The sequence below is a fragment of the Streptomyces sp. NPDC002306 genome, from assembly GCF_053593435.1.
The window spans coordinates 160546-185677 of record NZ_JBSFCK010000008.1 but is presented as its reverse complement, the minus strand read 5'-3'; the positions used below and the strand labels follow the sequence as shown (position 1 = coordinate 185677).

The window sequence follows — 25132 nt, the reverse complement described above, 5'->3', positions numbered from 1 at the left end:
GGCGTACGCGCCACCCGGACCGCACGCGCCACCCGGGCCGTACGCGCCCCCCGGGCCGTCACGTGGTCAGGCGACCGGCTCCGCCAGGCTCTTCGGTCGCGCGCGTCCCACCTGTGTGCGTACCGCGCCCATGCTCGCCGCGACGACCAGGGCGATCGCCGCCGCCTGGAGGGCGGAGAGTGCCTGGTCCAGGACGAGGAAGCCGGCCGTGGCCGCGATGGCCGGTTCCAGGCTCATGAGGATCGCGAAGGTGGAGGCGGGCAGGCGGCGCAGGGCGAGGAGTTCGAGGGTGTACGGCAGGACGGAGGAGAGCAGGGCCACACCGGCGCCGAGGCCGAGTGTCACCGGATCGAGCAGCTTCGTGCCCGACTCGGCGATCCCCAGCGGCAGGAACAGCACCGCGCCGACCGCCATCGCGAGGGCGAGTCCGTCGGCCTGCGGGAAGCGGCGGCCCGTACGGGCGCTGAAGACGATGTACGCCGCCCACATCGCGCCCGCGCCCAGGGCGAAGGCGACGCCCGCGCGGTCGAGGTCGCCGAAGCCTCCGCCGCCGAGCAGGAAGACGCCCGCGAGGGCCAGTCCCGCCCAGACGACGTTGACCGCGCGGCGGGAGGCGAAGACCGAGAGGGCAAGGGGCCCGAGGACTTCGAGGGTGACGGCGGGGCCCAGCGGGATGCGGTCGACCGCCTGGTAGAAGAGGCCGTTCATGGCGGCCATCGTGACGCCGAAGACGACGACCGTGCCCCAGTCGGTACGGGAGTGACCGCGCAGCCGGGGCCGGCAGACCAGCAGCAGGACCACCGCCGCCACCAGCAGCCGCAGGCTCACCACGCCGAGCGCGCCGGCCCGCGGCATCAGGGTCACCGCCAGGGCTCCGCCGAACTGCACCGAGACCCCGCCGGCGAACACCAGGCCGACGGGACCGAGAAGGCCCCCGCGACGTACGGAGGAGGCGACCCCGGTCGGGGAAGGGGGCCGGGTCGACGTCGGGGCGGGGGTCGGGCTCACGGGCGGTCCAGGTGCTCGGCTCGGGGTTCGTCCATCGTGCTGTACTTCCGAGTCCAGGGTAATGGACTTCGTCAGGTGTGTGAACCCTTCGTGGGGCTGTCCTGGACGCATGGGCGGCGGCCGGGGTCAGGGCCCTGCCTCAGCGAGGGAGGGCGGACCGGGCGCGGGAGCTCAGCGGCGGGCCAGATACAGCCCGAGCGCCTTGTGCAGCAGCCGGTTCAGCGGGAAGTCCCACTCGCCGAGGTACTCCACGGCCTGGCCGCCGGTGCCCACCTTGAAGCGGAGCAGACCCAGCAGGTGATGGGACTCCTCCAACGTGTCGGTGATCCCCCGCAGGTCGTAGACGGCGGCGCCCAGTCGGTGGGCGTCGGTCATCATGCGCCACTGCACGGCGCTGCTGGGCTGCACCTCGCGCCTGCGGGCGGTGGAGGCGCCGTAGGAGTACCAGACGTGGTCGCCGACGGTGAGCAGGGTGGCCGCGGCGAGCACCTCGCCGTCGTGGTGGGCGAGGTAGAGCCGCATCCGGTCGGGGTCCTCGGCGGTGAGCGCGCTCCACATGCGCTGGAAGTAGGACAGCGGGCGCGGGACGAAGCGGTCGCGTTCGGCGGTCTCGGTGTACAGCCCGTGGAACACCGGCAGGTCCTCGGGGCCACCGCGCACGACCTTCACGCCGGCCTTCTCCGCCTTCTTGACGTTGCGCCGCCACTGCTGGTTGAGACCGGCGTGGATGTCCTCCAGCGGCCGTCCCGCGAACGGCACCTGGAAAACATGGCGGGGCTGCCCGGCCGCGAACCCGTCCTCGCCGCCGGGTTCGGCCGGCCGCCAGCCCATGCGGCGCAGCCGGTCCGCGAGGTCACGGGCGCGCGGTTCCTCCGACGTCGCCGGCACGTCCCCCAGCCGCCGCGCACCCGGATCCGCGATCGCCGCCTTCACCGCGTCCGCGCTCCAGCGGCGGACGACCACGGGCGGGCCCATCTTGACCGAGAACGCGCCCCGCGCCTTGAGATGGGCGAGCATCGGCGCCAGCCAACGTTCCAGGTCGGGCGCGAACCAGTCGATCACCGGCCCCTCCGGCAGGTAGGCGAGGTACCGCTTCAGCCTCGGCAGCGGCCGCAGCAGGACCAGGCCCACCCCGACCGGCCGCCCGCCGCCGTCGAACCAGCCCAGGCTCTCCGCCCGCCAGTCCTGCTTCACCTCTCCCCAGGAGGGGAGTTGCAGGGGGCTCACGGAGGAGCGGGTCGCGACGAACGCCAGGTGCTCGGCGCGGGTGATGGGCTGGACGCGGAGGGTCATGCGCGGGGCTCCTTCGGGCGTTATGGCCGGTTATCAGCCAGCCTAGGAGGGCTTGTCCACACCACCCGGCACCACGCGGCCGACCGGGTCCGCCCGTGCGCCCCTCCGCCCCTCCGCCGGTCCGCCCGTGCGCCCCTCCGCCGGTCCGCCCGTGCGCCCCTCCGCCGGTCCGCCCGTGCGCCCCTCCGCCCCTCCGCCGTCCGCCCATCCGCCTCTCCGCTCGTCCGCCGGTCCGCCGTCCGCCCATCCGCCTCTCCGCCGGTCCACCGGTCCACCGGCCCGCTCGTGCATCCCTCCGCCCCTCCGCCGGGTCCGTGCACCGCCTCCCCCTCTCTCCTCTCAGTCGGGCCGGTCCTCCGCCAGGCCCTCCGCGAGCACCTCCGCCAGATGTCTCCCCCGCACCCCCGCCAGCTGCTCCAGCTGTGTCCGGCAGGAGAAGCCGTCCGCCAGGACCACCGCCGCGGGCTCCGCCGCGCGCACCGAGGGCAGCAGCCGGTCCTCCGCGCAGGCCGTCGACACCTCGTGATGCCCCTGGGTGAAACCGAAGTCGCCGGCCAGGCCGCAGCAGCCACCGCTGAGTTCGCCCGCCAGACCGGCGGCGGCGCGCAGCCGGCGGTCCGGGTCGTCGCCGAGGACCGCGTGCTGGTGGCAGTGGGTCTGACCGACGGCGGGACGGTCCACGCGGGGCGGCCTCCAGTCGGGGGCATGGCGTTCGAGGACCTCCGCGAAGGTCAGGACGCGGGCGGCGAGGCGGGCCGCGCGCGGGTCGTCGTGCAGCAGCTCGGGCAGGTCGCCGCGGAGGGCCGCCGCGCAGCTCGGCTCCAGGACGACGACCGGGGCGGCGGTCTCCAGGACCGGCGCCATGAGGTCGAGGGTGTCCCGCAGGACGCGACGGGCGCGGTCGAGCTGGCCCGTGGAGAGGTATGTCAGACCGCAGCAGACCCGGCCGTGACGTGCCGTCAGCAGGGCGAACGGCGCCTTCGACCTGCCGTCCCCGACCGGGCTCCGGCGCAGCCGCAGCGTCGGCGGGAGCGTCACCCGCAGCCCGGCCGCCTCCAGCACCCGGACGGCCGCCTGCCCCACGGCCGGCGAGAGGTGCTCGGTGAAGGTGTCCGGCCACAGGACGACGAGATCACCGGCCGCGCCGGGTGCCGACGGGATCCCGCCTCCCGCGCCCAACCGGGCCCGGCGCCGGCCCCACCACCGGCTGAACGTCCGCGGGGCCAGCTGCGGGATCTCCCGCTCCGGCGCGATCCCGCCCAGCCGTTTCGCCGTCCACGCCAGCGGCGCCACCGAGGCGAGGGCGTTGACCACCCGCGCCGCGCGCGCACGGGACACCCAGCGCAGCCACACCGGGAGCCGTCCCATCGTGTAGTGGGCGGCGGGACGGCGCCGGCCGGCGTAGTGGTGGTGCAGGAACTCCGCCTTGTACGTGGCCATGTCGACCCCGACCGGGCAGTCCGAGCGGCACCCCTTGCAGGACAGGCACAGGTCGAGCGCGTCCCGGACCTCCGTCGAGCGCCAGCCGTCCGTCACCACCTCGCCCGCCAGCATCTCGTGCAGCAGGCGGGCGCGCCCGCGGGTGGAGTGCGCCTCCTCGCCGGTCGCCCGGAAGGACGGGCACATCACGGCGGGCCCGGGCGCCTGCGTCGTACGGCACTTCGCGACCCCCACGCACCGCCGCACCGCCGCCGAGAAGTCGCCGCCGTCCGCCGGGTAGCCGAAGGCCACGTCCACGGGGGTGCGGGGCAGCACGGAGAAGCGGAGGTTGGTGTCCAGGGGCGCCGGGCGCACCAGCATCCCGGGGTTGAGCAGGTCGTCCGGGTCCCACACCGCCTTGGCCCGCTCGAACAGTGCCACCATCTGCCCGCCGTACATCCTCGGCAGCAGTTCCGCGCGGGCCTGCCCGTCCCCGTGCTCCCCGGACAGCGAGCCGCCGTGCGCCACGACCACGTCCGCCAGTTCCTCCGAGAACCGCCGGAACCGGCCGACCCCCGACTCGGTCAGCAGGTCGAAGTCGATACGGACGTGGATGCAGCCGTCCCCGAAGTGCCCGTACGGCGTGCCGCGCAGACCGTACGCGGACAACAGCGCCCGGAAGTCGCGCAGATACGCGCCGAGCCGGGCGGGCGGCACCGCGCAGTCCTCCCAGCCGGGCCACGCCTCGGAGCCGTCCGGCATCCGGGTCGCCGTACCGCTCGCGTCCTCCCGGATCCGCCACAGCGCCCGCTGCCCGGCCGGGTCGGTGACGATCCGGGCGTCGACGACGTCCGCGCCCCGCACGACGGCCTCCGCACGCGCGCGTGCCTCCGGCGCCGACTCCCCGCCGGTCTCCACGAACAGCCAGGCCCTGCCCCGGGGCAGGTCGGTCTCCGACGGCACCAGATCGGCCGCCATCCCCTCCACCGTGAGCGGCCCGTGGGGCAGCAGCCCGGCCGCGGCCTCGGCGGCGGCGCCCTCGTCGGCGTATCCCAGCACGGCGAGCGCCCGCGCGCGGGGCGCCTCGACGAGCCCCACGACCGCCTCGGTGAGGATGCCCAGGGTGCCCTCGCTCCCGCAGAAGGACCGGGCGACATCCGCGCCCCGCTCGGGCAGCAGCGCGTCCAGCGCATACCCCGAGATGCGGCGGGGCAGCTCGGGGAATCCGGTCCGCAGCCGCGCCGACTCGCCCTCCGCCAGGGCTCGCAGGCCCTCGGGCGCCCCGGCCCATCCCGGTCCCGGCCGCAACCGCTCCCCGCGCGCGGTGACCACGTCCAGCTCCCGCACGCTGTCGGCGGTCGTCCCCCAGGCCACGCTGTGCGACCCGCACGAGTTGTTCCCGATCATCCCGCCGAGCGTGCACCGGCTGTGCGTGGACGGGTCGGGGCCGAAGCGCAGCCCGTGCGGCGCGGCGGCCTCCTGGAGGCGGTCCAGGACCAGCCCCGGCTGGACGACGGCCGTGCGCGCGTCCGGGTCCAGGGCCACGAGCCGGTTCATGTGCCGGGTGAAGTCCAGCACGACACCGGTGCCGGTGGCCTGGCCCGCGATGGAGGTCCCGCCGCCGCGGGCGACCACCGGCACGCCCCGCTCACGGCAGACCGCGAGGGTCGCGGCCACGTCGTCGGCGTCTCTGGGCGCCACGACCCCGAGCGGGACACGCCGGTAGTTGGACGCGTCCATGGTCACCAGTGCCCGGGAGGTGACGTCGAAACCGACCTCCCCCCGGACGACCCGGCGCAGTTCCGCCTCCGCATCCGCGAACGCATCGAGATCCGTCATGCGTCCAGGATGCATCCGACCACTGACAGTGACGACCGGGCCGGTGGTCCTGTAGGTATTCACAGGACCAAAAGCCGGAGAACTCGTCTCATCGAACGGACACGTGCCCGCCCGGTTTCGCCGAGGCGATACCCTCCGGCTCGTGGCTGAGATCCAGATTCCTGCTGACATGAAGCCCGCCGACGGTCGTTTCGGCGCGGGTCCCTCCAAGGTGCGGGTGGAGGCGCTGGACGCCCTGGCCGCCACCGGCGCGTCCCTGCTCGGCACCTCCCACCGCCAGGCCCCGGTGAAGAACCTGGTCGGCGAGGTCCGCGCGGGCATCGCCGAACTGTTCCAGCTCCCGGACGGCTACGAGGTCGTCCTCGGCAACGGCGGTTCCACCGCGTTCTGGGACATCGCGACCCACGGCCTGATCGAGAACAAGTCGCAGCACCTCACCTTCGGCGAGTTCAGCTCCAAGTTCGCCAAGGCCGCCAAGCTGGCTCCCTGGCTGGCCGAGCCGACCGTGATCTCCTCCGACCCGGGCACCCACCCCGAGCCCGAGGCCGAAGCGGGCGTCGACGTCTACGCCTTCACCCACAACGAGACCTCCACCGGTGTCGCCGCGCCCGTCAAGCGCGTGGCGGGCGCCGACGAGGGCTCCCTCGTCCTGGTGGACGCCACCTCCGGCGCCGGCGGCCTCCCGGTCGACATCGCCGAGACCGACGTCTACTACTTCGCCCCGCAGAAGTCCTTCGCCTCCGACGGCGGCCTGTGGATCGGTGTCTTCTCCCCGGCCGCCATCGAGCGCGCCGAGCGCGTCCACGCGTCCGGACGGCACGTCCCGGAGTTCTTCTCGCTCCCGACGGCGATCGACAACTCCCGCAAGAACCAGACGTACAACACCCCGGCCCTGGCCACCCTCTTCCTGCTCAACCAGCAGCTGGAGTGGTTCAACGGCCAGGGCGGCCTGGCCTGGTCGACGGCCCGCACCAAGGACTCCTCGACCCGGCTGTACACCTGGGCCGGGGACTCCAAGTACGCCACGCCGTTCGTCACCGACCCGGCCAAGCGCTCCCAGGTCATCGGCACGATCGACTTCGCGGACGAGATCGACGCGGCCGCCGTCGCCAAGGTGCTGCGCGCCAACGGCATCGTCGACACCGAGCCCTACCGCAAGCTAGGCCGCAACCAGCTGCGCGTCGCGATGTTCCCGGCGATCGACCCGGCGGACGTCGAAGCGCTCACCAAGTGCGTCGACCACGTGATCGAGAAGCTGTAACGGCTGCCGCCACGACGACGAGGGGCGCCCGGCACTCGCCGGGCGCCCCTCGCGTGTCCGGAGCGCCCGGCGTCACGTCCGGGCGCTCCTCCTCGCGTCCCAGGCCGCCGTGCGGCTCACGCTCGGTACACCCCGCCCCGGGGCACCACCTCGACCAGACACCTCAGACCCGACACCTCAGACCCGGCACCTCGACCCCGGCACCTCAGCCCCGCCGTCGCAGACTCCGTACGCCGAACAGCGCCGCGCAGACGACGGCGACGGCGAGCGCGCCCACCTTGAGTCCGCTGTCGCCGGACCCGCCGCTCGCCGTGGAGTCGCCCGAACCGCCGCTCCCCGTGGGCGACTTGGACTCGGCCGCCCCCTCGGGCGCGTCCTCCGCCTTGACGGAGCTGCCGGCGCCCTCGCTGCCGTACATGAGCTTGGTGCCGTCGGCGGAATACGTGACGGATTCCCCCTGTCCCTGCAACGGCACGTCGAGGCGGCCCAGCCGCTTGATCCGCCCGCCGTTCCAGTCGTAGGAGATCCCGCCGAAGTAGCCGCGCACGGCAAGCTGTTCGCCGTTCGGGGAGAAGGCCGCGTCGGTCGCCCAGAGGTCGACGGTCGCGACCGGCTCGAAGAGGTTCGTGCCGGAGGAGGAGAGTTCGGCCGGGCCCGCGTAGAGGTGCCCGCCGTCCTCGTTCTTGTCGATGATGTAGACCCGGCCGGTCTTGGGATGCACGACGAGCGACTCGGCGTCCCGCGACCCGCCCTCGTACTTCACGACGTACTGCTTGGCCCGGATCGTCTGGTCCTGGAGCACCTTGGGCTCGGGCAGGCGGTAGACCCAGACGTACGGCCACGTGACACCGTCGTTGTCGCCGATGTCGCCGACGTAGATCTGGTTGCCGGGGCCGATGGAGACGGCCTCGACGTCGCGGGGCGCGCCGATCCCGCTCATGGTGATCCGGGCGACCGTCTTCCCGGTCGCGCTGTCGACGGCGTACAGGTAGGGGCCGTCGTCGCTGTCGTTGTGCGTCCAGTAGACGCCGGGGTGCAGGTGGGAGGCGGCGAGGCCGCTGGACTCGGTGATCCGCGGGTCCTTCAGGGTGAACCCCTCGTCACCGTCGGCGGCGGAGGCGGGCACGGTGAACACACCCACGAGCAGGGCCCCGGCGAGGAGGGCGAACGGTCGGCGCATGCCCCCAAGAGTGCCATCCCCGGCCGAGCGGCCCGCGCGCGTGGCGGGCCTCACACCCCGCCCGTTCCGCCGATGGTCCGCCGATCGTCCATCATGAGCGGATGCTCAGGTTCATGCCCGTCGGCGACTCCCAGACGATCGGAAGCGCCGGCGAACACACATGGCGTTACCGGATGTGGCAGCACCTGCGCACGACGTACGGCCGCCCGTTCGCCGTCGTCGGGCCGCGCGAGACGCTCTACGACAAGGCGACGGACGCGCCCACCTCGTACGAGTACGCCGACCCGGACTTCCCCCGCGCCCATCTGGCCGGCTGGGGCGAGGGCTGGCAGCACATGGTCCCGCTGATCGGCGAGGCGGTCCGCGCGCACCGGGCCGACGTGCTCCTCGTCGCCCTCGGCCTGATCGACCTGGGCTTCTACACGAACGCGGAACAGACCGCCGCCAACATGCGGTCCTTCGTGACCGAGGCGCGGGCGGCGAACCCGCGCGTGCGGATGGTCGCGCTGCCGGTGATCCCGAACTCCCGCGCGCTGTCGGACCCCGACTTCGCCGCCGAGGTCGCCGCCTTCAACGAGCTCCTGGCCAAGGCCGTCGCCGACCTCGACGAGCCCCGCTCCGCGCTGCTGCTGGCCTCGCCCCCGCCGGGGTACGACATCAACCTCGACACCTACGACGGCACCCACCCGAACGCGAGCGGCGAACACCGGATCGCCGAGGCGTTCGCGGAGGCGATGCACCAGGGGTGGGGACTGGGCGGGGAGTACGAACAGGGCTGAGAGCCGCCCGCTCCGGCATATTCCTCTCCTCCCGTGACCCGGTCACCGTGCGTATCGTTGTACCGCGCGGCGGCACTGGTCCATGGGGCCGCCGGGGAGGAGCGCCACGATAACCGTCCTCGAAGACAGGATCGCGATGGCCGAGAGCGACAACATGGGCACACTCGACGAGATGTTCGAGCGGCTCGAGAAGATGCCCGTCCCCGAGGGATACAAGGTCGAGATCGTCGAGGGGACCGTCTTCATGGCACCGCAGCGGGACACCCACTGGGAGATCATCCTGGACATCGTCGAGCAGTTGCGGACCAAGTACCCCCGCCGGCGTGTGAAGTCGGACGTCCGCATCGACTATCCAGGACACCTCAACGGATTCGCGACCGATGTGACGGCGATGGTCGAAGGCGCCGCCAGGACGGAGGACGGCCGCTGGCGGTACGAGGACGTCGAGTTCGTCGCCGAGGTGATCTCCAAGGGCACCGCCGCCAACGACTACGGCCCGAAGAAGACCGCCTACGCCGTCGCGGAGGTCCCCGTCTACCTCATCGCCGACCCCTACCAAGGCAAATGTCATCTCTTCACCCAGCCCAAGGGCGGCGAGTACGTCAGTGAACTGACCGTCGTCTTCGGGACGGACATCGATCTCACCGCGACCTCCGTCGGCCTCACCCTCACCACCGAAGAGTTCCCCCGCGGCTGATTGCCCTTGCATAGAGCGCGCTCCAAGACGTTGGCTTGTCAACCATGAAGTACACGCAGCTCGGACGCACCGGACTCCAGGTCAGCCGACTCGTCCTCGGCACCATGAACTTCGGCCCGCTGACGGACGAAGCCGACAGCCACTCGATCATGGACGCGGCACTGGACGCGGGTATCAACTTCTTCGACACGGCGAACGTGTACGGCTGGGGCGAGAACAAGGGCCGTACGGAATCGATCATCGGAAGCTGGTTCGCCAAGGGCGGTGAGCGGCGCGACAAGGTCGTCCTCGCCACCAAGGTGTACGGCAACATGGCCGGGGACGGCGACGCCTGGCCCAACCACCACAAGCTCTCCGCGCTCAACATCCGGCGGGCGGTGGACGCCTCGCTGAAGCGGCTCGGGACCGACTACATCGACCTCTACCAGTTCCACCACGTCGACCGGGACACCCCGTTCGACGAGATCTGGCAGGCGATCGACGTCCTGGTCCAGCAGGGCAAGATCCTCTACGCGGGGTCCTCCAACTTCCCCGGCTACAAGATCGCCCAGGCCAACGAGATCGCCGCCCGTCGCGGCGGCACGATCGGGCTGGTCAGCGAGCAGTGCCTGTACAACCTCGCCGAGCGGCGCGCCGAGATGGAGGTCGTCCCGGCCGCGCGGGAGTACGGCCTCGGGGTCATCCCCTGGTCGCCGCTCCAGGGCGGCCTGCTGGGCGGGGTCATCAAGAAGGAGGCCGAGGGCGGACGCCGTGCCTCCGGCCGGGCCGCGGACACGCTCGCCCAGCCCGCCGCGCGGGCGCAGATCCAGGCCTATGAGGACCTGCTGGAGAAGCACGGCGTGGAGCCCGGCGAGGCCGCGCTGGCCTGGCTGCTCACCCGGCCCGGCGTGACCGGCCCGATCGTCGGTCCGCGCACCGCCGGGCAGCTCGAATCCGCCCTGCGCGCGGTCGAGCTGGAGCTGGGCGAGGAGCTGCTGGAAGGCCTCGACGAGATCTTCCCGGGCCCGGGGCCGTCGCCGGAGGCCTTCGCCTGGTAGTCACCCGGTCACCGGGTGTCCGGGCGGCTGCCGCTGCCTGGCGGCCGCGCCGTGCTCACCTGCCGAGCGCGGCCGCCAGGGCGACGACGACGAACAACAGTACGAGCGCACCGGCCATGATCCGGTTCCGGGTTTTCGGGTCCACGCCCTTGAGCCTAACCGGCGCCGTCGCCGCCCTCGGAACCGGTCCGCCCTCCGGCTCCCAGCGGCCAGCGCCCCTCGGTCTCGTAGCGGGGCTGCTCGCCCGGCACACCCGACCTCGGCAGGTGGCTGCGCACCAGGCACAGGTCCGTCACCGTCCAGGTGGTGCTGGTGAAGCCGGCGAGGGCGTCGACGTACGGGCGGGCGTCCACGGCGTCGCGGCTGCGGGCCACCGTCAGGTGGGCCTGGTAGCGGCGGTGCTCCCCCGTCGGCACCCCGGCCTTGCGCGCGGCCGCCTCGCTGCGGTCGGCCAGCAGCCGCAGCGCCTCCAGGTCACCGGCCGCGCCCGCCCACAGCGCCCGCCCGTGCCCGAACTGACCGCCGCCGCGTACCGCCAGCGGGAAGGGCGCCGTACGGTGTGCCGCGCGCTCCAGACGGGCGGACAGCTCCGGTACGAGGCCGTCGTCGACCTCGCCGTAGAACGCGAGCGTGAAGTGCCAGCCGGGGCGGCCCGTCCAGCGCAGGCCCGCCGCACCGGGCAGCTCCTTCAACACGGCGACCTCGGCGGCCAGTTCGCGGGTGACGTGCTCCGGCGGCAGCACGGCGGCGAAGAGTCTCATGCGTGTCACCCTTCCAGGGAACGGATCGTCCGGCGAGCGGCCCGGGCAGAGGAACTGCACGGGCAGGGGCCCGGTGGGCGAGTGTCCACCGGGCCCCTGTTCCGGGCGCGTGCCCCGGACGTCCTGTGCGCAGGACGTCATCAGGCACGGCTCACGCCACCGCGGCCAGCCGCTCCTGGCGTTCCCGGGGGACGAAGCCGACCCGGGGGTGGCCGTGGTTCCAGCCGACCGACAGGCGCAGGCCGCCGATGCGGGCCACGACCAGGCCGATGGTGACGGCCGCGGCGGCCGCGATCGCGCCGCCCACCGCCAGGCCCGCCCGGACTCCGTACGTGTCCGTGATCCAGCCGGCGATCGGCGCGCCCACCGGCGAGCCGCCCATGAACACCATCATGTACAGGGCCATCACCCGGCCCCGCATGGCCGGGTCGGTGGCCATCTGCACGCTGGTGTTGGCGGTGACGTTGACCGTCATGCCGAACATCCCGATCGGCGCCATGAGCAGGGCGAACAGCCACAGGGAGGGAGCGAGCGCCGCGACGATCTCGACCGCGCCGAAGACCACCGCCGCCGCGACCAGCACCCGCATCCGGGCGGTGCCCCGACGGGCCGCGAGCAGCGCGCCGGCCAGGGAGCCGGCCGCCATCAGCGTGTTGAAGAGGCTGTACGAGCCCGCTCCGGCGTGGAAGACGTCGTCGGCGAAGGCCGAGAGGTACACGGGGAAGTTGAAGCCGAAGGTGCCGACGAACCCGATCAGGACGATCGTCCAGATCAGCTCGGGGCGCCCGGCGACGTAGTGCAGGCCCTCGCGCAGCTGGCCCTTGCCGCGCGGCGCGCGCTCGACGACGTACAGCTCGCGGGCGCGCATCAGCAGCAGGCTCGCGATGGGCGCGACGAAGGACAGGCCGTTGGCGAGGAACGCCCAGCCGGTACCCACCCCGGTGATCATCAGGCCCGCGACGGCGGGGCCGACCAGGCGCGCGGACTGGAAGTTGGCGGAGTTCAGGCTGACCGCGTTCTGGAGCTGGTCGCGGCCGACCATCTCGGTCACGAACGACTGGCGGGCCGGGTTGTCGACCACCGTGGCGAGGCCGGCGACGAACGCGGCGAGGTAGACGTGCCAGACCTGGACATGGCCGGAGAGGGTGAGGGAGGCGAGCACGAGGCCGGTGACGGCCATCGCGGACTGGGTGACGAGCAGCGTGCCGCGCTTGGGCAGACGGTCGACGAGGACGCCGCCGAAGAGACCGAAGAGCAGCATCGGCAGGAATTGCAGAGCCGTCGTGACACCGACGGCCGTGGAGGAGCCGGTGAGGCTGAGCACCAGCCAGTCCTGGGCGATGCGCTGCATCCAGGTACCGGTGTTGGAGACGACCTGGCCGATGAAGAACAGGCGGTAGTTCCGGACCTTCAGGGAGCTGAACATCGACGATCTGCCGGTCCTCCCGGAGGAGGTGTCGTGGGCGGTCGGTGCGGGGGCGGAAGGTGCTCCGGATCCCGTACTCAAAGGGGGTCGCCTCCTTGCGGCTGTGCTTACAGGTGTGCGAGCTTCTCCAGCACGGGGGCGGCGGCGCGCAGTGTCGCCCACTCGTCCTGGTCGAGGCCCTCGACCAGGGAGGCCAGGAAGGCGTTCCGCTTGCGGCGGCTCTCCTCGAGCATCGCCGTGGCCTGTTCGGTCTGGGTGACGACCTTCTGGCGCCGGTCGTCGGGGTGCGGCTCCAGTCGGACCAGACCCTTGGCCTCCAGCAGCGCGACGATGCGCGTCATCGACGGCGGCTGGACATGCTCCTTACGGGCGAGTTCGCCCGGGGTCGCGCTGCCGCACTGGGACAGGGTGCCCAGCACCGACATCTCGGTCGGGCTGAGCGACTCGTCGACCCGCTGGTGCTTGAGCCGACGGGACAGCCGCATGACGGCGGATCGCAGAGAGTTCACGGCGGCAACATCGTCGCCATGGGTAAAGTCCGACATGTTCTTTAGCGTAACTCATTACCCTCGCTAAAGACCACTCGGGACACGCAGAGATGCCCGCGAGCCGGGCCACTCAACCCGGATATCACTCATATGGGTGACACCCCTGCGGAACGTCACGCCCCGCACGGCAGCGTGCCGCGACTCTCGTGTACATGGGGACCAGCGTGCTCAGCCTGCGGATAGACGGGGAGCTGCTCGAAAGGCTCCGGCATCACGCGGCGAAAAGGGGAATGAGCGTCCAGGACTATGTCGTCCGGACGCTCATTCGGGATGACTTCGACGAGCGGTTCCAGACCGCCGTCGACGAGACGGAGAAGTTCTACGGGGTCACGTGAGGGCCCTCGGCCGTCGGACCGGACCGGACCGGCACACCGGCATCGGGCGGGTCCGGGCGGGGACCGGCATCAGGTCAGACCGAGCGCCGGCATCAGGTAGTAGAAAGCGAACACCGCCGACACGACGTACATCGCGACCGGCACCTCCTTGGCCCGGCCGGCCGCCAGCCGGAGCACCACGAAGGTGATGAAGCCCATGCCGATGCCGTTGGTGATCGAGTAGGTGAACGGCATCATCACCATCGTGATGAAGGCGGGGATGGCGATGGTGTGGTCGGCCCAGTCGATCTCCTTGACCGAGCCGGCCAGGATCAGGAAGCCGACCGCGAGCAGAGCCGGGGTGGCCGCCTGGGACGGGACCATCGTGGCGACGGGGGTCAGGAACAGGGCCACGGCGAACAGCGCGCCGGTGACGACGTTCGCGAAGCCGGTGCGGGCGCCCTCGCCGACGCCGGCCGTGGACTCCACGAAGCAGGTGGTGGCCGAGGAGGAGCTGGCGCCGCCCGCGGCGACCGCGATGCCGTCGACGAAGAGGACCTTGTTGATGCCGGGCATCTGACCCTGCGCGTCGGTGAGCTTGGCCTCGTCGCTGACGCCCATGATCGTGCCCATCGCGTCGAAGAAGCACGACAGCAGGACGGTAAAGACGAAGAGGATGCCGGTCAGCACGCCGACCTTGTCGAAGCCGCCGAACAGGCTGAACTTGCCGATCAGCCCGAAGTCAGGGGTGGCGACCGGGTTGCCCGGCCACTTGGGCGTGGTCAGACCCCAGGACGGAATCTTCGCGACCGCGTCGATGATCAGCCCGAGGACGGTCATGGCGACGATCGAGATCAGGATCGCGCCGGAGACCTTGCGCACGATGAGCGCCAGCGTGAGCAGGGCGCCCAGCACGAAGACCAGCACCGGCCAGCCGTTGAGGTGGCCGTCGGCGCCCAGCTGGAGCGGGACGGTGGTCTGGGCGACGTCCGGGATCCGGGAGACGAAGCCCGAGTCGACCAGCCCGATCAGCATGATGAACAGGCCGATACCGATGGAGATCGCCTTGCGCAGGCCGTAGGGGACCGCGTTCATGACCCGCTCGCGCAGACCGGTGGCGACGAGCAGCATCACGATGAAGCCGGCCAGGACCACCATGCCCATGGCGTCCGGCCAGGTCATCCGCGGGGCGAGCTGGAGCGCGACCACGGAGTTCACGCCGAGACCGGCGGCGAGCGCGATGGGCACGTTGCCGATCACACCCATGAGCAGCGTGGTGAACGCGGCCGTGACCGCCGTCGCCGTGACCAGCTGGCCGTTGTCGAGCTGGTGCCCGTACATGTCCTTCGCGCTGCCCAGAATGATCGGGTTCAGCACGATGATGTACGCCATCGCGAAGAAGGTGGCGAAACCGCCGCGGATCTCGCGGGACAGCGTGCTGCCGCGCTCGGAGATCTTGAAGTAGCGGTCGAGGGCGCCGTACGCGGACGTGCCGCCCGGCTGTTCGGGCGCGGGGACCTTGGCGGGAGCCGAGGTGGGCATGCGGGACCTCAGGGGGTGCAGGGGGTGGGGAACGTGATCGAGCCCCGCCGCCTCCAGGTCACCAACAGGTCTCCCCCACGTTTCTGTTGGAGTTTCCTACGACTGGAAGTAGCCAGACTCAGACCGTTTCAGTATGAACATATGAAGTCGAATTGGCCATCTCCGCGCGTAGACCACTGCCGTGCAAGGGATCCGCGGGCGCGGGCGGGGACCGGTGGCGCGCCTCGTAAGCTGTGCCCATGGCCAAATGGACCCCCAAGCACGAGGCGCCCGAGCCCCTGGAGGGCCCCGTGGTCGCCACCATCACCGGCGGCACGATCATCTGGTTCGTCCTGTTCCTCGTCCAGCTCCCGTTCTACGGCTGGTTCGACGACCGGGGTCAGGCGTGGTGGGTCTGGACCTGCCTGGCCGGCGGCGGACTGGGCCTCATCGGCATCTGGTACGTGAGGAAGCGGGACGCGGCGATCAAGCGGGCGGCCGCGGCGGCCGCGGACCCGGTGCGGACGACCGAGCGGTAACGGACGGACCGGCGACCACGGCATCACCCCTCCCCCGCCCCCTCGCCCCCTCGCCCCCTCGTCGGATCTTCCGCACCCCCGACGGGTGAAGCCCCAGAAGCGCACGTACCGTCGAATGCATGACGCACATCGACGCCGGTGCCGAGCTTGATCCCGTGCATCCCGTCCCCATGCCCTCGCCCCCGGCGATCGGCCTGACCACGGCCCAGGTCGCGGAGCGCGTGGCGCGGGGGCAGGTCAACGACGTACCGGTGCGCAGCAGCCGCTCCCTGTCCGAGATCGCCCGCGCCAACGTCTTCACCCGGTTCAACGCGATCATCGGCGCGCTGTGGCTGGTCATGCTGTTCGTCGCGCCGTTCCAGGACAGCCTGTTCGGTTACGTGATCATCGCCAACACCGGGATCGGCATCATCCAGGAGTGGCGGGCGAAGAAGACCCTGGACTCGCTCGCCGTGATCGGGGAGTCCCGGCCGACGGTGCGGCGGGACGGCGCGGCGGTCGAGATCGGCACCTCTGAGATCGTGCTCGACGACCTCATCGAGATCGGGCCGGGCGACAAGGTGGTCGTCGACGGCGTCTGCGCCGAGACCGACGGGCTGGAGATCGACGAGTCCCTGCTCACCGGTGAGGCCGACCCGGTCGTCAAGCGGCCCGGCGACAAGGTCATGTCCGGCAGCTTCGTGGTGGCCGGCGGCGGGGCCTTCAAGGCCACCCGAGTCGGACGCGAGGCCTACGCGGCCCAGCTCGCCGAGGAGGCCTCCCGCTTCACGCTCGTCCACTCCGAGCTGCGCTCCGGCATCTCCACGATCCTCAAGTACGTGACGTGGATGATGATCCCGACCGCGATCGGCCTGATCATCAGCCAGCTCGTCGTCAAGCAGTACGGGCTCAAGGACGCCATCGCCCGGACCGTCGGCGGCATCGTCCCGATGGTCCCGGAGGGGCTCGTGCTCCTCACCTCCGTCGCCTTCGCCATCGGCGTCATCCGGCTCGGCCGAAAACAGTGCCTCGTCCAGGAGCTGCCCGCCATCGAGGGCCTCGCCCGCGTCGACACCGTCTGCCTCGACAAGACCGGCACCCTCACCGAGGGCGGCATGGACGTCATGGAGCTGCGGACGCTCGACGGTCATGACGAGACGTACATACGCAAGGTGCTCGGTGCGCTCGGGGAGTCCGACCCGCGGCCCAACGCCTCCCTCCAGGCCGTCATCGACGCCTACCCGGACACCGAGGAGTGGCGCTGCACCGAGTCGCTGCCCTTCTCCTCCGCCCGCAAGTACAGCGGCGCCTCCTTCAGCGAGGGCAACGGGGAGTCCAGCACCTGGCTGCTGGGAGCACCCGACGTCCTGCTCGCCGACGGCGACCCCGCCCTCGACGAGACCGGACGGCTCAACGAGGAAGGGCTACGGGTGCTGCTGCTCGCCCGGGCCGTGCGCGACCTCGACGGCCCCGACGTGGCCGAGGGCGCCCGCCCCGCCGCCCTCGTCGTCCTGGAACAGCGGCTGCGCCCGGACGCGGCCGACACCCTGCGCTACTTCGCCGAGCAGGACGTCCACGCGAAGGTCATCTCCGGCGACAACGCGGTGTCCGTCGCGGCGGTCGCGGGCAAGCTCGGACTCACCGGCGCCACCCTCGACGCCCGCCGGCTGCCCGCCGCCCAGGAGGACATGGCGCGCGCCCTGGACGAGGGCACGGTGTTCGGACGGGTCACCCCGCAGCAGAAGCGGGACATGGTGGGCGCCCTCCAGTCCCGCGGCCACACGGTCGCGATGACCGGCGACGGCGTGAACGACGTACTCGCCCTCAAGGACGCCGACATCGGCGTGTCCATGGGATCGGGCTCCGAGGCCACCCGGGCCGTGGCCCAGATCGTGCTGCTGAACAACAGCTTCGCCACGCTGCCCTCGGTGGTCGCGGAGGGCCGTCGAGTGATCGGCAACATCACCCGCGTGGCCACGCTGTTCCTGGTGAAGACCGTCTACTCGGTCCTGCTGGCCGTGCTGGTGGTGTGCTGGCAGGTCGAGTACCCGTTCCTGCCCCGGCATCTGACCCTGCTGTCCACCCTGACCATCGGCGTCCCGGCGTTCTTCCTCGCCCTCGCCCCCAACAAGGAGCGGGCCAGACCCCACTTCGTCCGGCGGGTGATGCGGTACTCGATCCCGGGCGGGGTGGTGGCCGGGGTGGCGACCTTCGTGACCTACCTGATCGCCCGCCACCACTACACCGGCCCGGGGGCGCTGGACGCCGAGACCAGTGTGGCGACCCTGACCCTGTTCCTGATCTCGATGTGGGTGCTGGCGATCGTCGCCCGCCCCTACACCTGGTGGCGGGTCGTGCTGGTGGCCTCGATGGGCGCGGCGTTCGTCCTGGTCCTGGTCGTGCCCACGCTCCAGCACTTCTTCGCGCTGAAGCTGGTGGGGATGCAGATGCCGTGGATCGCGGTCGGCATCGCGGCGGTGGCGGCGGCCGCCCTGGAACTCCTGTGGAGAGAGGTCGGCCGCCGCTTCCCGGCGTAGCGGTACCGCCGCCGCGGTACCGCCGGATCCGGCTTACTTCACGTCGATGAAGTCACCCATGGCGTTGACGGCCGGGGTGGTCGTGCTGCCCGCGAAGACGTAGCGGAAGTAACCGTCGCCCGCGGCCTTGACCGTGGTGCTCAGGTTGCCCGCCGAGTTGGTCTTGACCGTCTTGACCGTGGTGTAGACGGTGGAGCCCTTCTTGCGGAACTGGAGCTTGACCGGCTGGCCGGCGTAGCCCGTGTAGTTCTTGCCGTCCCAGTTCGCACGGGTCAGCTTGCCGGTGACCGTGATGGTCTTGCCCTTCTTCACCGGCTCCGGCGCGGCGTTCGCCGTCAGCTTCGACAGGCGCTGGACCTTCTGGGCGCCGAGGTCGCCCTGCCACTGCATGTTGACGTGCTCGTCCATCGCGAGGGCGCCGACCTTCCAGGCACCGGCCTGGGCGTTGCTCAGGTCGTCGAACTCGTCCGCGGCGGCCGGGCGGAACTGGATCTTGGCCGTGCAGCGCAGCACGGTCGTGGACGCGGCGGTGCAGGTGCCCGAGTCGTCGCCGCCGAGCAGGTCGGTCGGAGTGGCGATCTTGGCGCCGCGGTAGAGCACGGGGCCGGTCTCGAAGGAGTCGGCGCTGAGGGTCGCGGGGTGCGTCACGGTGTAGGTCGCCGTGACCGTGACCTGCCCGGTCGGGCCGACCACGATGTTCTTGCCGCTGTTGACCTTGACGTTGGAGAAGGAGACGCCGGACAGCGGGTTGTTGCCGACAGCCTGCGCGGCCGGGACGGCGAAGGCGGAGAGGGCCAGGGCGCCGGTGACGGCGGCCACGGTGGCACGTATACGCATGGGTTCCCCAGATGGGAGAAGGGGGGTCCCGGCGCTGGTCGTTCCTCACGGCTCGTCGTCGGCTCGGGACCCGAAGTGACGGGTGAGCCTGCTGGCTCGACGAGTGAGATTCGTGAAGGGTGCGATTGGTTGTACGGGTGATGCGGGAGAGTCGTAAATTTACGCGCCCGTAACATTCCGACGGCGGGGCGCGGAGGACCGGGCACGACGAGAACGCCCGGCCCCGGGGAAGATCCGGGGCCGGGCGGAACGCGTGCGGGGCTGTCGCTGCTACTTCACGTCGATGAAGTCACCCATGGCGTTGACGGCCGGGGTGGTCGTGCTGCCCGCGAAGACATAGCGGTAGTAGCCGTCGACGGAGGCCTTGACCGTGGTCTTCAGGGTGCCCGTCGTGCTGGTCTTGATCGTCTTGACCGTGGTGTAGACGGTGGAGCCCTTCTTGCGGAACTGGAGCTTCACCGGCTGGGTGGAGTAGCCCCCGTACTTGAGGGTGTCCCAGTTGGCGCGGGCCAGCTTGCCCGTGACCGTGATCGTCTTGCCCTTCTTCACCGGCTCCGGCGCCGCGTTCGCCGTGAGCGTCGAGGCGCGCTGGACCCGGTGGGTCGTCTGGTAGTCGTTCCAGTACATGTTGACGTCGTCCCGGGCGAGCACCCCGACCGACACGTGCCAGGTGCCGGCCAGCAGGCTGGCGGGCAGGTCGCGGCCCGGGGTGGCCGAGATGGTGAGCTTGCAGGTCGACGTGGTGGCACTGGCCGCGGTGCAGGCGGCCGCGTCCTCGCTCGGCAGCAGCAGGCCGTTGAGCCCCGACTCGGTGTTCGTACCGTGCCACAGGCTGATGAAGGCGTCCGCGATGCCGGTGGAGTGGCTCGCGGTCACCGACACGGTGAACTTCTTGGCGCCCGTCGTGCCGACGACGATGTCCTTGCCGGAGTTGACCGTGACCTTGGAGACCTTCGGCAGCTCGCCCGCGGCGGCCGTCGCCCGCAGCCCCGACCCGGCCGACGGGACCCCGAAGCGCTCGGCGGCGGTCGGCCGGGACAGCCCCCCGTCGCCCTGCGGTCCGGCCTGCGCGGCGGGCACGGCGAAAGCGGACAGGGCGAGGGCGCCGGAAACGGCGGCCACGGTGACTCGGATGCGCATGCGCTCCTCCGATGAAGTCAGGAAGCGATCAGTGGGTCTGTTGGCTCATGTGATCAGAGCTGTGACAGGTGCGCATGGTTGCATGAACCGAGGAGATTCTCCGACGGGTTTACCGAAAGGGAGTTCTCTTCGCCCGCGCGTGCGGGCGCGTACACGCGGACGAGGCCTGTACGCGCCCTGCCGGCAAGGGACTGGCCGTCGCCCTGCCGGCGAGAGACTGGCCGTCGAGGTCAGTCGAACCAGCGGTCGCGGGCCAGTTCCTCGGTGCGGGAGGGGTCTTCGAGGAGGGCCGCGACCTCGAAGCGGCGGGGCCACTGGCCGGCCGCCCAGGCCAGGCCCGCGGCCACGCCCTCCAGGGTCGAGGCGTGCAGGACGCCGTCGCCGGTGAGGCGCCAGTCCAGTTCCGTGCCGTCGACGAGGAGTTCCTCGTGCTCGACGTACGACCGCGGGGTGCGCGGCCCGAGCAGCACCCCTACCGACTCCGGTACGTCGTGTTCGGCGCCCTCGGAGCCGACCTCGCCGGTGACGGACTCGCTCAGCCGTCGCACCTGGAACAGCTCGGCGAGCTGGGCGACCAGCGCCGGGCGTACCGGCAGCAGCGGGACGCCCTCGGTGAAGGACAGCAGGTCGGGTGAGTCGACCACCACGGCGTCGGCCGCGTCCACGACCCGTACCTGGCCGTCGACGACCGCCCGCAGCTCGTCCGGCAGCGTCACCTGCTCGGGATCCAGCTCGGCCAACGCGCTGTACAGGCCGTGCAGTTGAGCGGCGGTGACGGAACGCTCCGGGTCGGCGAGCCGGTCGAGCAGTTCGGCGGCGCCACCCGGCTCGTCGAGCAGCGCGGCCACGGAGGTGCGCACACCGAGCGCCCGCAGCACCTGCTCGTCGTCGAATCCGGTCGCGTCGGCCTCGTCGTACAGCCCGCGCAGCAGCGGGTCGCCGCCCGCGGCGAGCAGGCCGGCCGGGCGGCGGCCGTCGATCACCGGGTGCCCGCGCAGCCACCAGGCCGTGTAGGGCCGTACGACCTCGTGGGTGCCGTCGGGCAGCAGGATCCGCAGCGGCTGGATCAGCGCGTCGCGCAGCGGGGGCAGCGCGAGCAGGGCGAGGGCCTGCGGCCAGCGGTCCTCGTCGACGAGGTCGAGGTCGCGCACGGCGACGAGTTCGGTGGCGACGGGCGGCACCGGGGTGTCCGGGAACCGGTCGAGGATGTCCTCGCACCACACGTCCACGGCGTCCAGCAGCCCGGCGTCGTCGGGTTCGGCGAAGTCCCCTTCGCGGGGCTCCAGTTCATCGGGGTCGAGGACCACGTCCGTGGCCCGGACCAGGGCGAAACCGGCGAGCACGCCACAGGCGGCCAGCGGCTGTTCGCCCCACCTCTCGGCCAGTTCGGCGTCGACGAAGGCCAGTTCGTCCTCGCGCATCACCTGCGCGAAGGCGCTGCCGGGCAGCACCAGTTCGCCGGCGGGGGCGGGTTCGCCGTCCTCGTCGGGCAGGGCCAGCGCGCCGAGCCAGGGTTCCTCGCCGGGGTCGAGACCGGCGTCCCGGACCAGCGCGAGGACGATGTCGGCGAGTTCCTCGGCGTCCGGGGTGTCCTCTTCCCACGCCCCGCCCTCGTCGTCGAGGGAGGCGGCGACGGCGGCCCGGACCTGGGGCGTGGTCAGGACGGCGCGGGAGGTGGCGGGCAGGGCGCCGAGCTTCTCCAGCAGCGGGTGGGCGGCGTCCGGGTGGGCGACCTTGAGGCCGAGCCGGGCGAGCACCTCGGGGTCGATCCGGGCGCCGTCCGGGGTGGGCAGCAGTACCTGCCGGGGGCCGATGGTGGTCCGTCCGTCGGCGAGCGGGACGGGCAGCCCGGAGAGCCGGTCGGGGTCGACGCCGGCGAGGCTGTCGTACAGCCGCCGCCACCAGTCGGGTTCCTTCTCCAGCCCGGCCAGCCGGTCGACCGCGTCGGCGAGCGGTACCCGGGCCACGCCCAGCGTGCGCAGCTCGACACGGCGTTCGAGGCCGGCGGGCAGCAGGGTGGGGAGCACCTCGGCGAGGACCTCTACGGTCTCGCCGCCCGCGCTCTCGACCACTTCGGCGTCGCGCGGGCGCAGGGCTTCCGGAAGGTCGGAGTCGGGGGTGCCGTCCGGCGCGAGAGCGGGCGGCAGGAAGGCCGTGCGGGGCAGCCGTTCGAGGATCGCCTGCCGCAGGGCGCCGTCGAGTTCGCCCTTGCCGAGCGGGCCGGGCACGAGGTCGATGACGCCGTCGCTCACCGGGCGCCACCCGGCGAGGAGTTCGGTGTACGCGTCGGCCGCGCGCTGCACGAGGAAGTCGGTCAGCGGGCCGGGGGCCGCGTGGCGCCGGGTGGTGTCCAGCGGGAAGGAGGCGATGAGCAGGGCGGGGACGCCCAGGGGCTCGTCGCTGGGGGTGGGGGCGTGGACGTAGGGGCTGGTGCGGGGGCGCGCGGGAGTGCCGTCGCCGTCCACGGGCACCGCCCAGGTGACCGACCACTGGGGGCGCAGCCGCTCCTCCACGGGGCGGTCGGCGAGCAGGTCGGGGGTGAGCGGGCCGTGCGCGGCGACGGTGCGCCAGCGGGTGGTGCCGTCACGGGAGTCCGCCAGGACGGTGTGGTCGCCGTCGGTGCGGCGTTCCAGGGTGCGGGGGCTGCCGTCGCCGATCTCGACCACGACCTCCGCCAGGCCGGGCAGGGCGAGGAGGAGGGCGTCGTCGACGGCGTCGAGGAGGCGTTCGGCGAGGTCGGCGGCGGCCGTGTCGCGCAGCGGGAGGACGACGACCGTGTCGTAGGGGTCGGGGGCGGTGCCCTCGGCGGGGAACGGCAGGCGCAGCAGGGGGACGTGACCGTCCCGGCGGCGGATCTCGTCGCCGAGGCCGGGGCTGTGCCCGGCCACCTCGGAGGCCAGCTCGCGGGCCTCCGCCAGAGACCAGCGGACCCCGCCGTGGCGGGCGAGGACCGCGGGTTCGTCGGTGACGGCGAGGACGGCGGCGAAGCCGACGCCGAAGCGGCCCACCGCGGTGTCGTGGGCGCCGCGCTTGGCGGAGGCGCGCAGCGTCGACAGCGACTCGACGCCGGTCGCGTCCAGGGGCGCGCCGGTGTTGGCGGCGGCGAGGACGCCGTCGCGGAGGGTGAGCCGGAGGCGGCCCGGGACGCCCGCGCGGGCGGCGGCGTCCGCGGCGTTCTGGGCGAGCTCGACGACGAGCCGGTCGCGGTAGCCGCCGAGGACCAGGTCCTCCTCGGCGTTGGCGTCCTCACGGAAGCGGGCGGGGCTGGTGGCCCAGGCGTCGAGTACACCGCGGCGCAGACGGGCCGTTCCGAAGGGGTCCGCGCCCTCGGGTGCCGGCCGCACGAACTTGCTCACGTTCACACTCTCCTCATCGGCGTGAGGTCGAAGGTACCGCGCGGTCGAGGGCGCTCCCGCCGTGCCGACGAGCGTCGCTCAGCCGGTCCCGACCGATTCTGCCGCTCCGGAACTCGTTCGGCCCCTCCGGCGCCCGAGCGGGCACCCCGGCCCTCGCCACTCACGCAGCCCACCCGAGACCCACCCGGACCCATCCAGCCCGTCCGGCGTTCGAGGACGAGGCCGTTCAGGCCGAAGCGGGGTCCGGGGGCGGCAGCCCCCGGGGACGGGACGGGAAGGGGCGGCGGGGCGGGGGCGAAAGAACCCCCGGGACGGGGCCCCAGGGGTGCACAACCCCCGGAACAGGGACGAAGCCCCCGGAACAGGGGCAGGAAGCCCCGGAAAGGGGGTCGCGGGCGCGCGGATCCCCCGCCACGGCACCCTACGAGTGCCCCAGCTCCGCCGTCTCCTCGTCCGCCGTCACCACCGGCACCGATCCCGAATCCGGGGCCGGTCGCAGCGGGAAGGGATCCACCCGGGTCTCGTCGATCACCGGCTCCGCCGGGCGGGGCGGCGTCGGCATGACCGCGGCCTCGGAGTGACCGCCGCAGCCGTAGGTGAAGGAGACGACCCGGCCGTCGGCCGGGGAGAACTCGTTGGCGCAGACGCCGAACGCCTGCCCGAGGGAGCCACCGATGGGCAGCAGGAAGCCACAGCTCACACAGGGCGCCGGAGCCGCCTGGGCCATGGGGGTCTTCGCCCCGAACGACTCCTCCCAGCGGTCGGCGCCGATGTGCAGGCCGTACCGGGACAGCACCCGCGCCCGGCGCATGCCGAGCTCCTCGGCCACCGAGGCGAGGGAGCCGCGGGAGGGCACGGTAGGCAGCGTCGCGGGCGTACCGGCGGTGACCTCCGCGTCCTCGGCCTCGGCGAGTTCGGCCATCTCCTCGGAGACGGGCGCGTTCGGCGGGAGCTCGTCCTCGCCGGTGTAGCCCGGCTCCAGCCGGAGGTCGTCGGCGTCGGTCGGCAGGAGGTCGCCGGGGCCCATGTCCCCGGGGCGCAGCCGCTCGCTCCACGGCACCCACTCCGGTGCCAGCACCGCGTCGGGCCCGGGCAGCAGGACCACCTCGTCGAGGGTGACGATCTTGGCGCGCGACGCGCGGGCCACCGTCACCGCCCAGCGCCAGCCCCGGTACCCGAGTTCCTTGCACCCGAAGAAGTGTGTGACAACGCGGTCGCCCTCGGACTCCAGCCCCACGTGCTCGCCGACCACCCCGGGCGCGGCGGCCTCCTCGGCGGCGGCTCGGGCGAGGTCGACCGCCTCGGCGCACAGACGGTCGGGGGTGCGGCTTCGCGTTGTCGCTGCGCTCACAGGTATCGCTTCTCTCCTACGCCGTCTCTCGGGTGCGCCGGCCTGAAGGCGGCAGGGCGAACGGAGCGGACCGAAGGGCCGCGTCGACGTCCGCGCCCGACGCGCTCGGGCGCACCTACGTCATCCATTCTGCGGGATGTCCGAGAGGCGCGCGGCCGAGAACGTTCGCCACGGCGCGCTACGCACGCTACCTGTTCGCGTGCGCTTGGCCTACACCGACGGGACTGTTCGCCGCCTCCCGATGATGTTTCGTGCTGTTTCCCGGCCGCCCGACCGCGCCGTCCGGTCACAAAGTGCACGCCCATACGCG

The 25132-nt window shown here is 72.3% G+C and carries 19 protein-coding genes; 7 read left to right on the top strand and 12 right to left on the bottom strand.

The window, feature by feature from the left end:
- Window positions 1-66: 66 nt before the first annotated feature.
- The 3 genes from ACWCQK_RS18470 to ACWCQK_RS18460 form a co-directional block, all read right to left on the bottom strand.
- Entirely contained in the window at window positions 67-1008 is a 942-nt protein-coding gene (locus tag ACWCQK_RS18470) for an EamA family transporter (RefSeq protein ID WP_451156210.1), read from the bottom strand.
- Between the two features lie 171 nt (window positions 1009-1179).
- A complete protein-coding gene (locus ACWCQK_RS18465) occupies window positions 1180-2301 on the bottom strand; it encodes a lipid II:glycine glycyltransferase FemX (RefSeq protein ID WP_451156209.1) in 1122 nt (373 codons plus the stop codon).
- A 339-nt stretch (window positions 2302-2640) separates the two neighbouring features.
- Window positions 2641-5559 (bottom strand): FAD-binding and (Fe-S)-binding domain-containing protein, encoded by a 2919-nt coding sequence (locus ACWCQK_RS18460; RefSeq protein ID WP_451156208.1) that lies wholly within the window; start codon window positions 5557-5559, stop codon window positions 2641-2643.
- A 142-nt stretch (window positions 5560-5701) separates the two neighbouring features.
- Here ACWCQK_RS18460 and serC point away from each other — a divergent pair, with 142 nt between their 5' ends.
- Complete coding sequence (gene serC, locus ACWCQK_RS18455; RefSeq protein WP_451156207.1) at window positions 5702-6820, top strand: phosphoserine transaminase; 1119 nt, start codon at window positions 5702-5704, stop codon at window positions 6818-6820.
- A 205-nt stretch (window positions 6821-7025) separates the two neighbouring features.
- Here the strand turns inward: serC and ACWCQK_RS18450 are convergent, their stop codons facing one another.
- The gene (locus ACWCQK_RS18450; protein WP_451156206.1) at window positions 7026-8000 is read right to left on the bottom strand and encodes a WD40 repeat domain-containing protein; all 975 of its coding nucleotides are present in this window, start codon (window positions 7998-8000) and stop codon (window positions 7026-7028) included.
- Between the two features lie 101 nt (window positions 8001-8101).
- Here ACWCQK_RS18450 and ACWCQK_RS18445 point away from each other — a divergent pair, with 101 nt between their 5' ends.
- The 3 genes from ACWCQK_RS18445 (at window position 8102) to ACWCQK_RS18435 (ending at window position 10513) form a co-directional block, all read left to right on the top strand.
- Window positions 8102-8779 carry an SGNH/GDSL hydrolase family protein gene (locus tag ACWCQK_RS18445; protein ID WP_451156205.1) on the top strand — a complete coding sequence of 226 codons (678 nt, stop codon included), beginning with the start codon at window positions 8102-8104 and terminating at the stop codon, window positions 8777-8779.
- Between the two features lie 136 nt (window positions 8780-8915).
- Window positions 8916-9476 (top strand): Uma2 family endonuclease, encoded by a 561-nt coding sequence (locus ACWCQK_RS18440; protein ID WP_451156204.1) that lies wholly within the window; start codon window positions 8916-8918, stop codon window positions 9474-9476.
- Between the two features lie 44 nt (window positions 9477-9520).
- On the top strand, window positions 9521-10513 hold the full coding sequence (locus ACWCQK_RS18435; RefSeq protein WP_451156203.1) for an aldo/keto reductase: 993 nt from the start codon (window positions 9521-9523) through the stop codon (window positions 10511-10513).
- 155 nt (window positions 10514-10668) lie between these two features.
- On the opposite strand, the gene thpR is transcribed toward ACWCQK_RS18435, so the two are convergent.
- The 3 genes from thpR to ACWCQK_RS18420 all read right to left on the bottom strand — a co-directional run bounded on the left by thpR (window position 10669) and on the right by ACWCQK_RS18420 (window position 13245).
- Complete coding sequence (thpR, locus tag ACWCQK_RS18430; protein WP_451156202.1) at window positions 10669-11274, bottom strand: RNA 2',3'-cyclic phosphodiesterase; 606 nt, start codon at window positions 11272-11274, stop codon at window positions 10669-10671.
- A gap of 151 nt (window positions 11275-11425) precedes the next feature.
- Window positions 11426-12700 carry an MFS transporter gene (locus ACWCQK_RS18425; protein WP_451156201.1) on the bottom strand — a complete coding sequence of 425 codons (1275 nt, stop codon included), beginning with the start codon at window positions 12698-12700 and terminating at the stop codon, window positions 11426-11428.
- A 107-nt stretch (window positions 12701-12807) separates the two neighbouring features.
- Complete coding sequence (locus ACWCQK_RS18420; RefSeq protein WP_451156200.1) at window positions 12808-13245, bottom strand: MarR family winged helix-turn-helix transcriptional regulator; 438 nt, start codon at window positions 13243-13245, stop codon at window positions 12808-12810.
- A 149-nt stretch (window positions 13246-13394) separates the two neighbouring features.
- Here ACWCQK_RS18420 and ACWCQK_RS18415 point away from each other — a divergent pair, with 149 nt between their 5' ends.
- Window positions 13395-13583 carry a ribbon-helix-helix protein, CopG family gene (locus tag ACWCQK_RS18415; RefSeq protein ID WP_451156199.1) on the top strand — a complete coding sequence of 63 codons (189 nt, stop codon included), beginning with the start codon at window positions 13395-13397 and terminating at the stop codon, window positions 13581-13583.
- A gap of 69 nt (window positions 13584-13652) precedes the next feature.
- Here the strand turns inward: ACWCQK_RS18415 and ACWCQK_RS18410 are convergent, their stop codons facing one another.
- On the bottom strand, window positions 13653-15104 hold the full coding sequence (locus tag ACWCQK_RS18410) for an NCS2 family permease (RefSeq protein WP_451156198.1): 1452 nt from the start codon (window positions 15102-15104) through the stop codon (window positions 13653-13655).
- A gap of 239 nt (window positions 15105-15343) precedes the next feature.
- On the opposite strand from ACWCQK_RS18410, the gene ACWCQK_RS18405 reads away from it, so the two are divergent.
- Both ACWCQK_RS18405 and ACWCQK_RS18400 read left to right on the top strand, forming a co-directional pair.
- Window positions 15344-15622, top strand: a complete 279-nt coding sequence (locus tag ACWCQK_RS18405; protein ID WP_451156197.1) for a DUF2530 domain-containing protein — start codon at window positions 15344-15346, stop codon at window positions 15620-15622.
- 119 nt (window positions 15623-15741) lie between these two features.
- The gene (locus tag ACWCQK_RS18400) at window positions 15742-18138 is read left to right on the top strand and encodes an HAD-IC family P-type ATPase (RefSeq protein WP_451156196.1); all 2397 of its coding nucleotides are present in this window, start codon (window positions 15742-15744) and stop codon (window positions 18136-18138) included.
- Window positions 18139-18171: 33 nt separating this feature from the next.
- Here the strand turns inward: ACWCQK_RS18400 and ACWCQK_RS18395 are convergent, their stop codons facing one another.
- The 4 genes from ACWCQK_RS18395 to ACWCQK_RS18380 form a co-directional block, all read right to left on the bottom strand.
- The gene (locus ACWCQK_RS18395) at window positions 18172-18975 is read right to left on the bottom strand and encodes a hypothetical protein (protein WP_451156195.1); all 804 of its coding nucleotides are present in this window, start codon (window positions 18973-18975) and stop codon (window positions 18172-18174) included.
- Window positions 18976-19245: 270 nt separating this feature from the next.
- Window positions 19246-20115 (bottom strand): DUF5707 domain-containing protein, encoded by an 870-nt coding sequence (locus ACWCQK_RS18390; RefSeq protein ID WP_451156194.1) that lies wholly within the window; start codon window positions 20113-20115, stop codon window positions 19246-19248.
- A 230-nt stretch (window positions 20116-20345) separates the two neighbouring features.
- A complete protein-coding gene (locus ACWCQK_RS18385; RefSeq protein WP_451156193.1) occupies window positions 20346-23471 on the bottom strand; it encodes a sacsin N-terminal ATP-binding-like domain-containing protein in 3126 nt (1041 codons plus the stop codon).
- A 421-nt stretch (window positions 23472-23892) separates the two neighbouring features.
- Window positions 23893-24822 (bottom strand): DUF3027 domain-containing protein, encoded by a 930-nt coding sequence (locus ACWCQK_RS18380; protein ID WP_451156192.1) that lies wholly within the window; start codon window positions 24820-24822, stop codon window positions 23893-23895.
- Window positions 24823-25132: the final 310 nt, after the last annotated feature.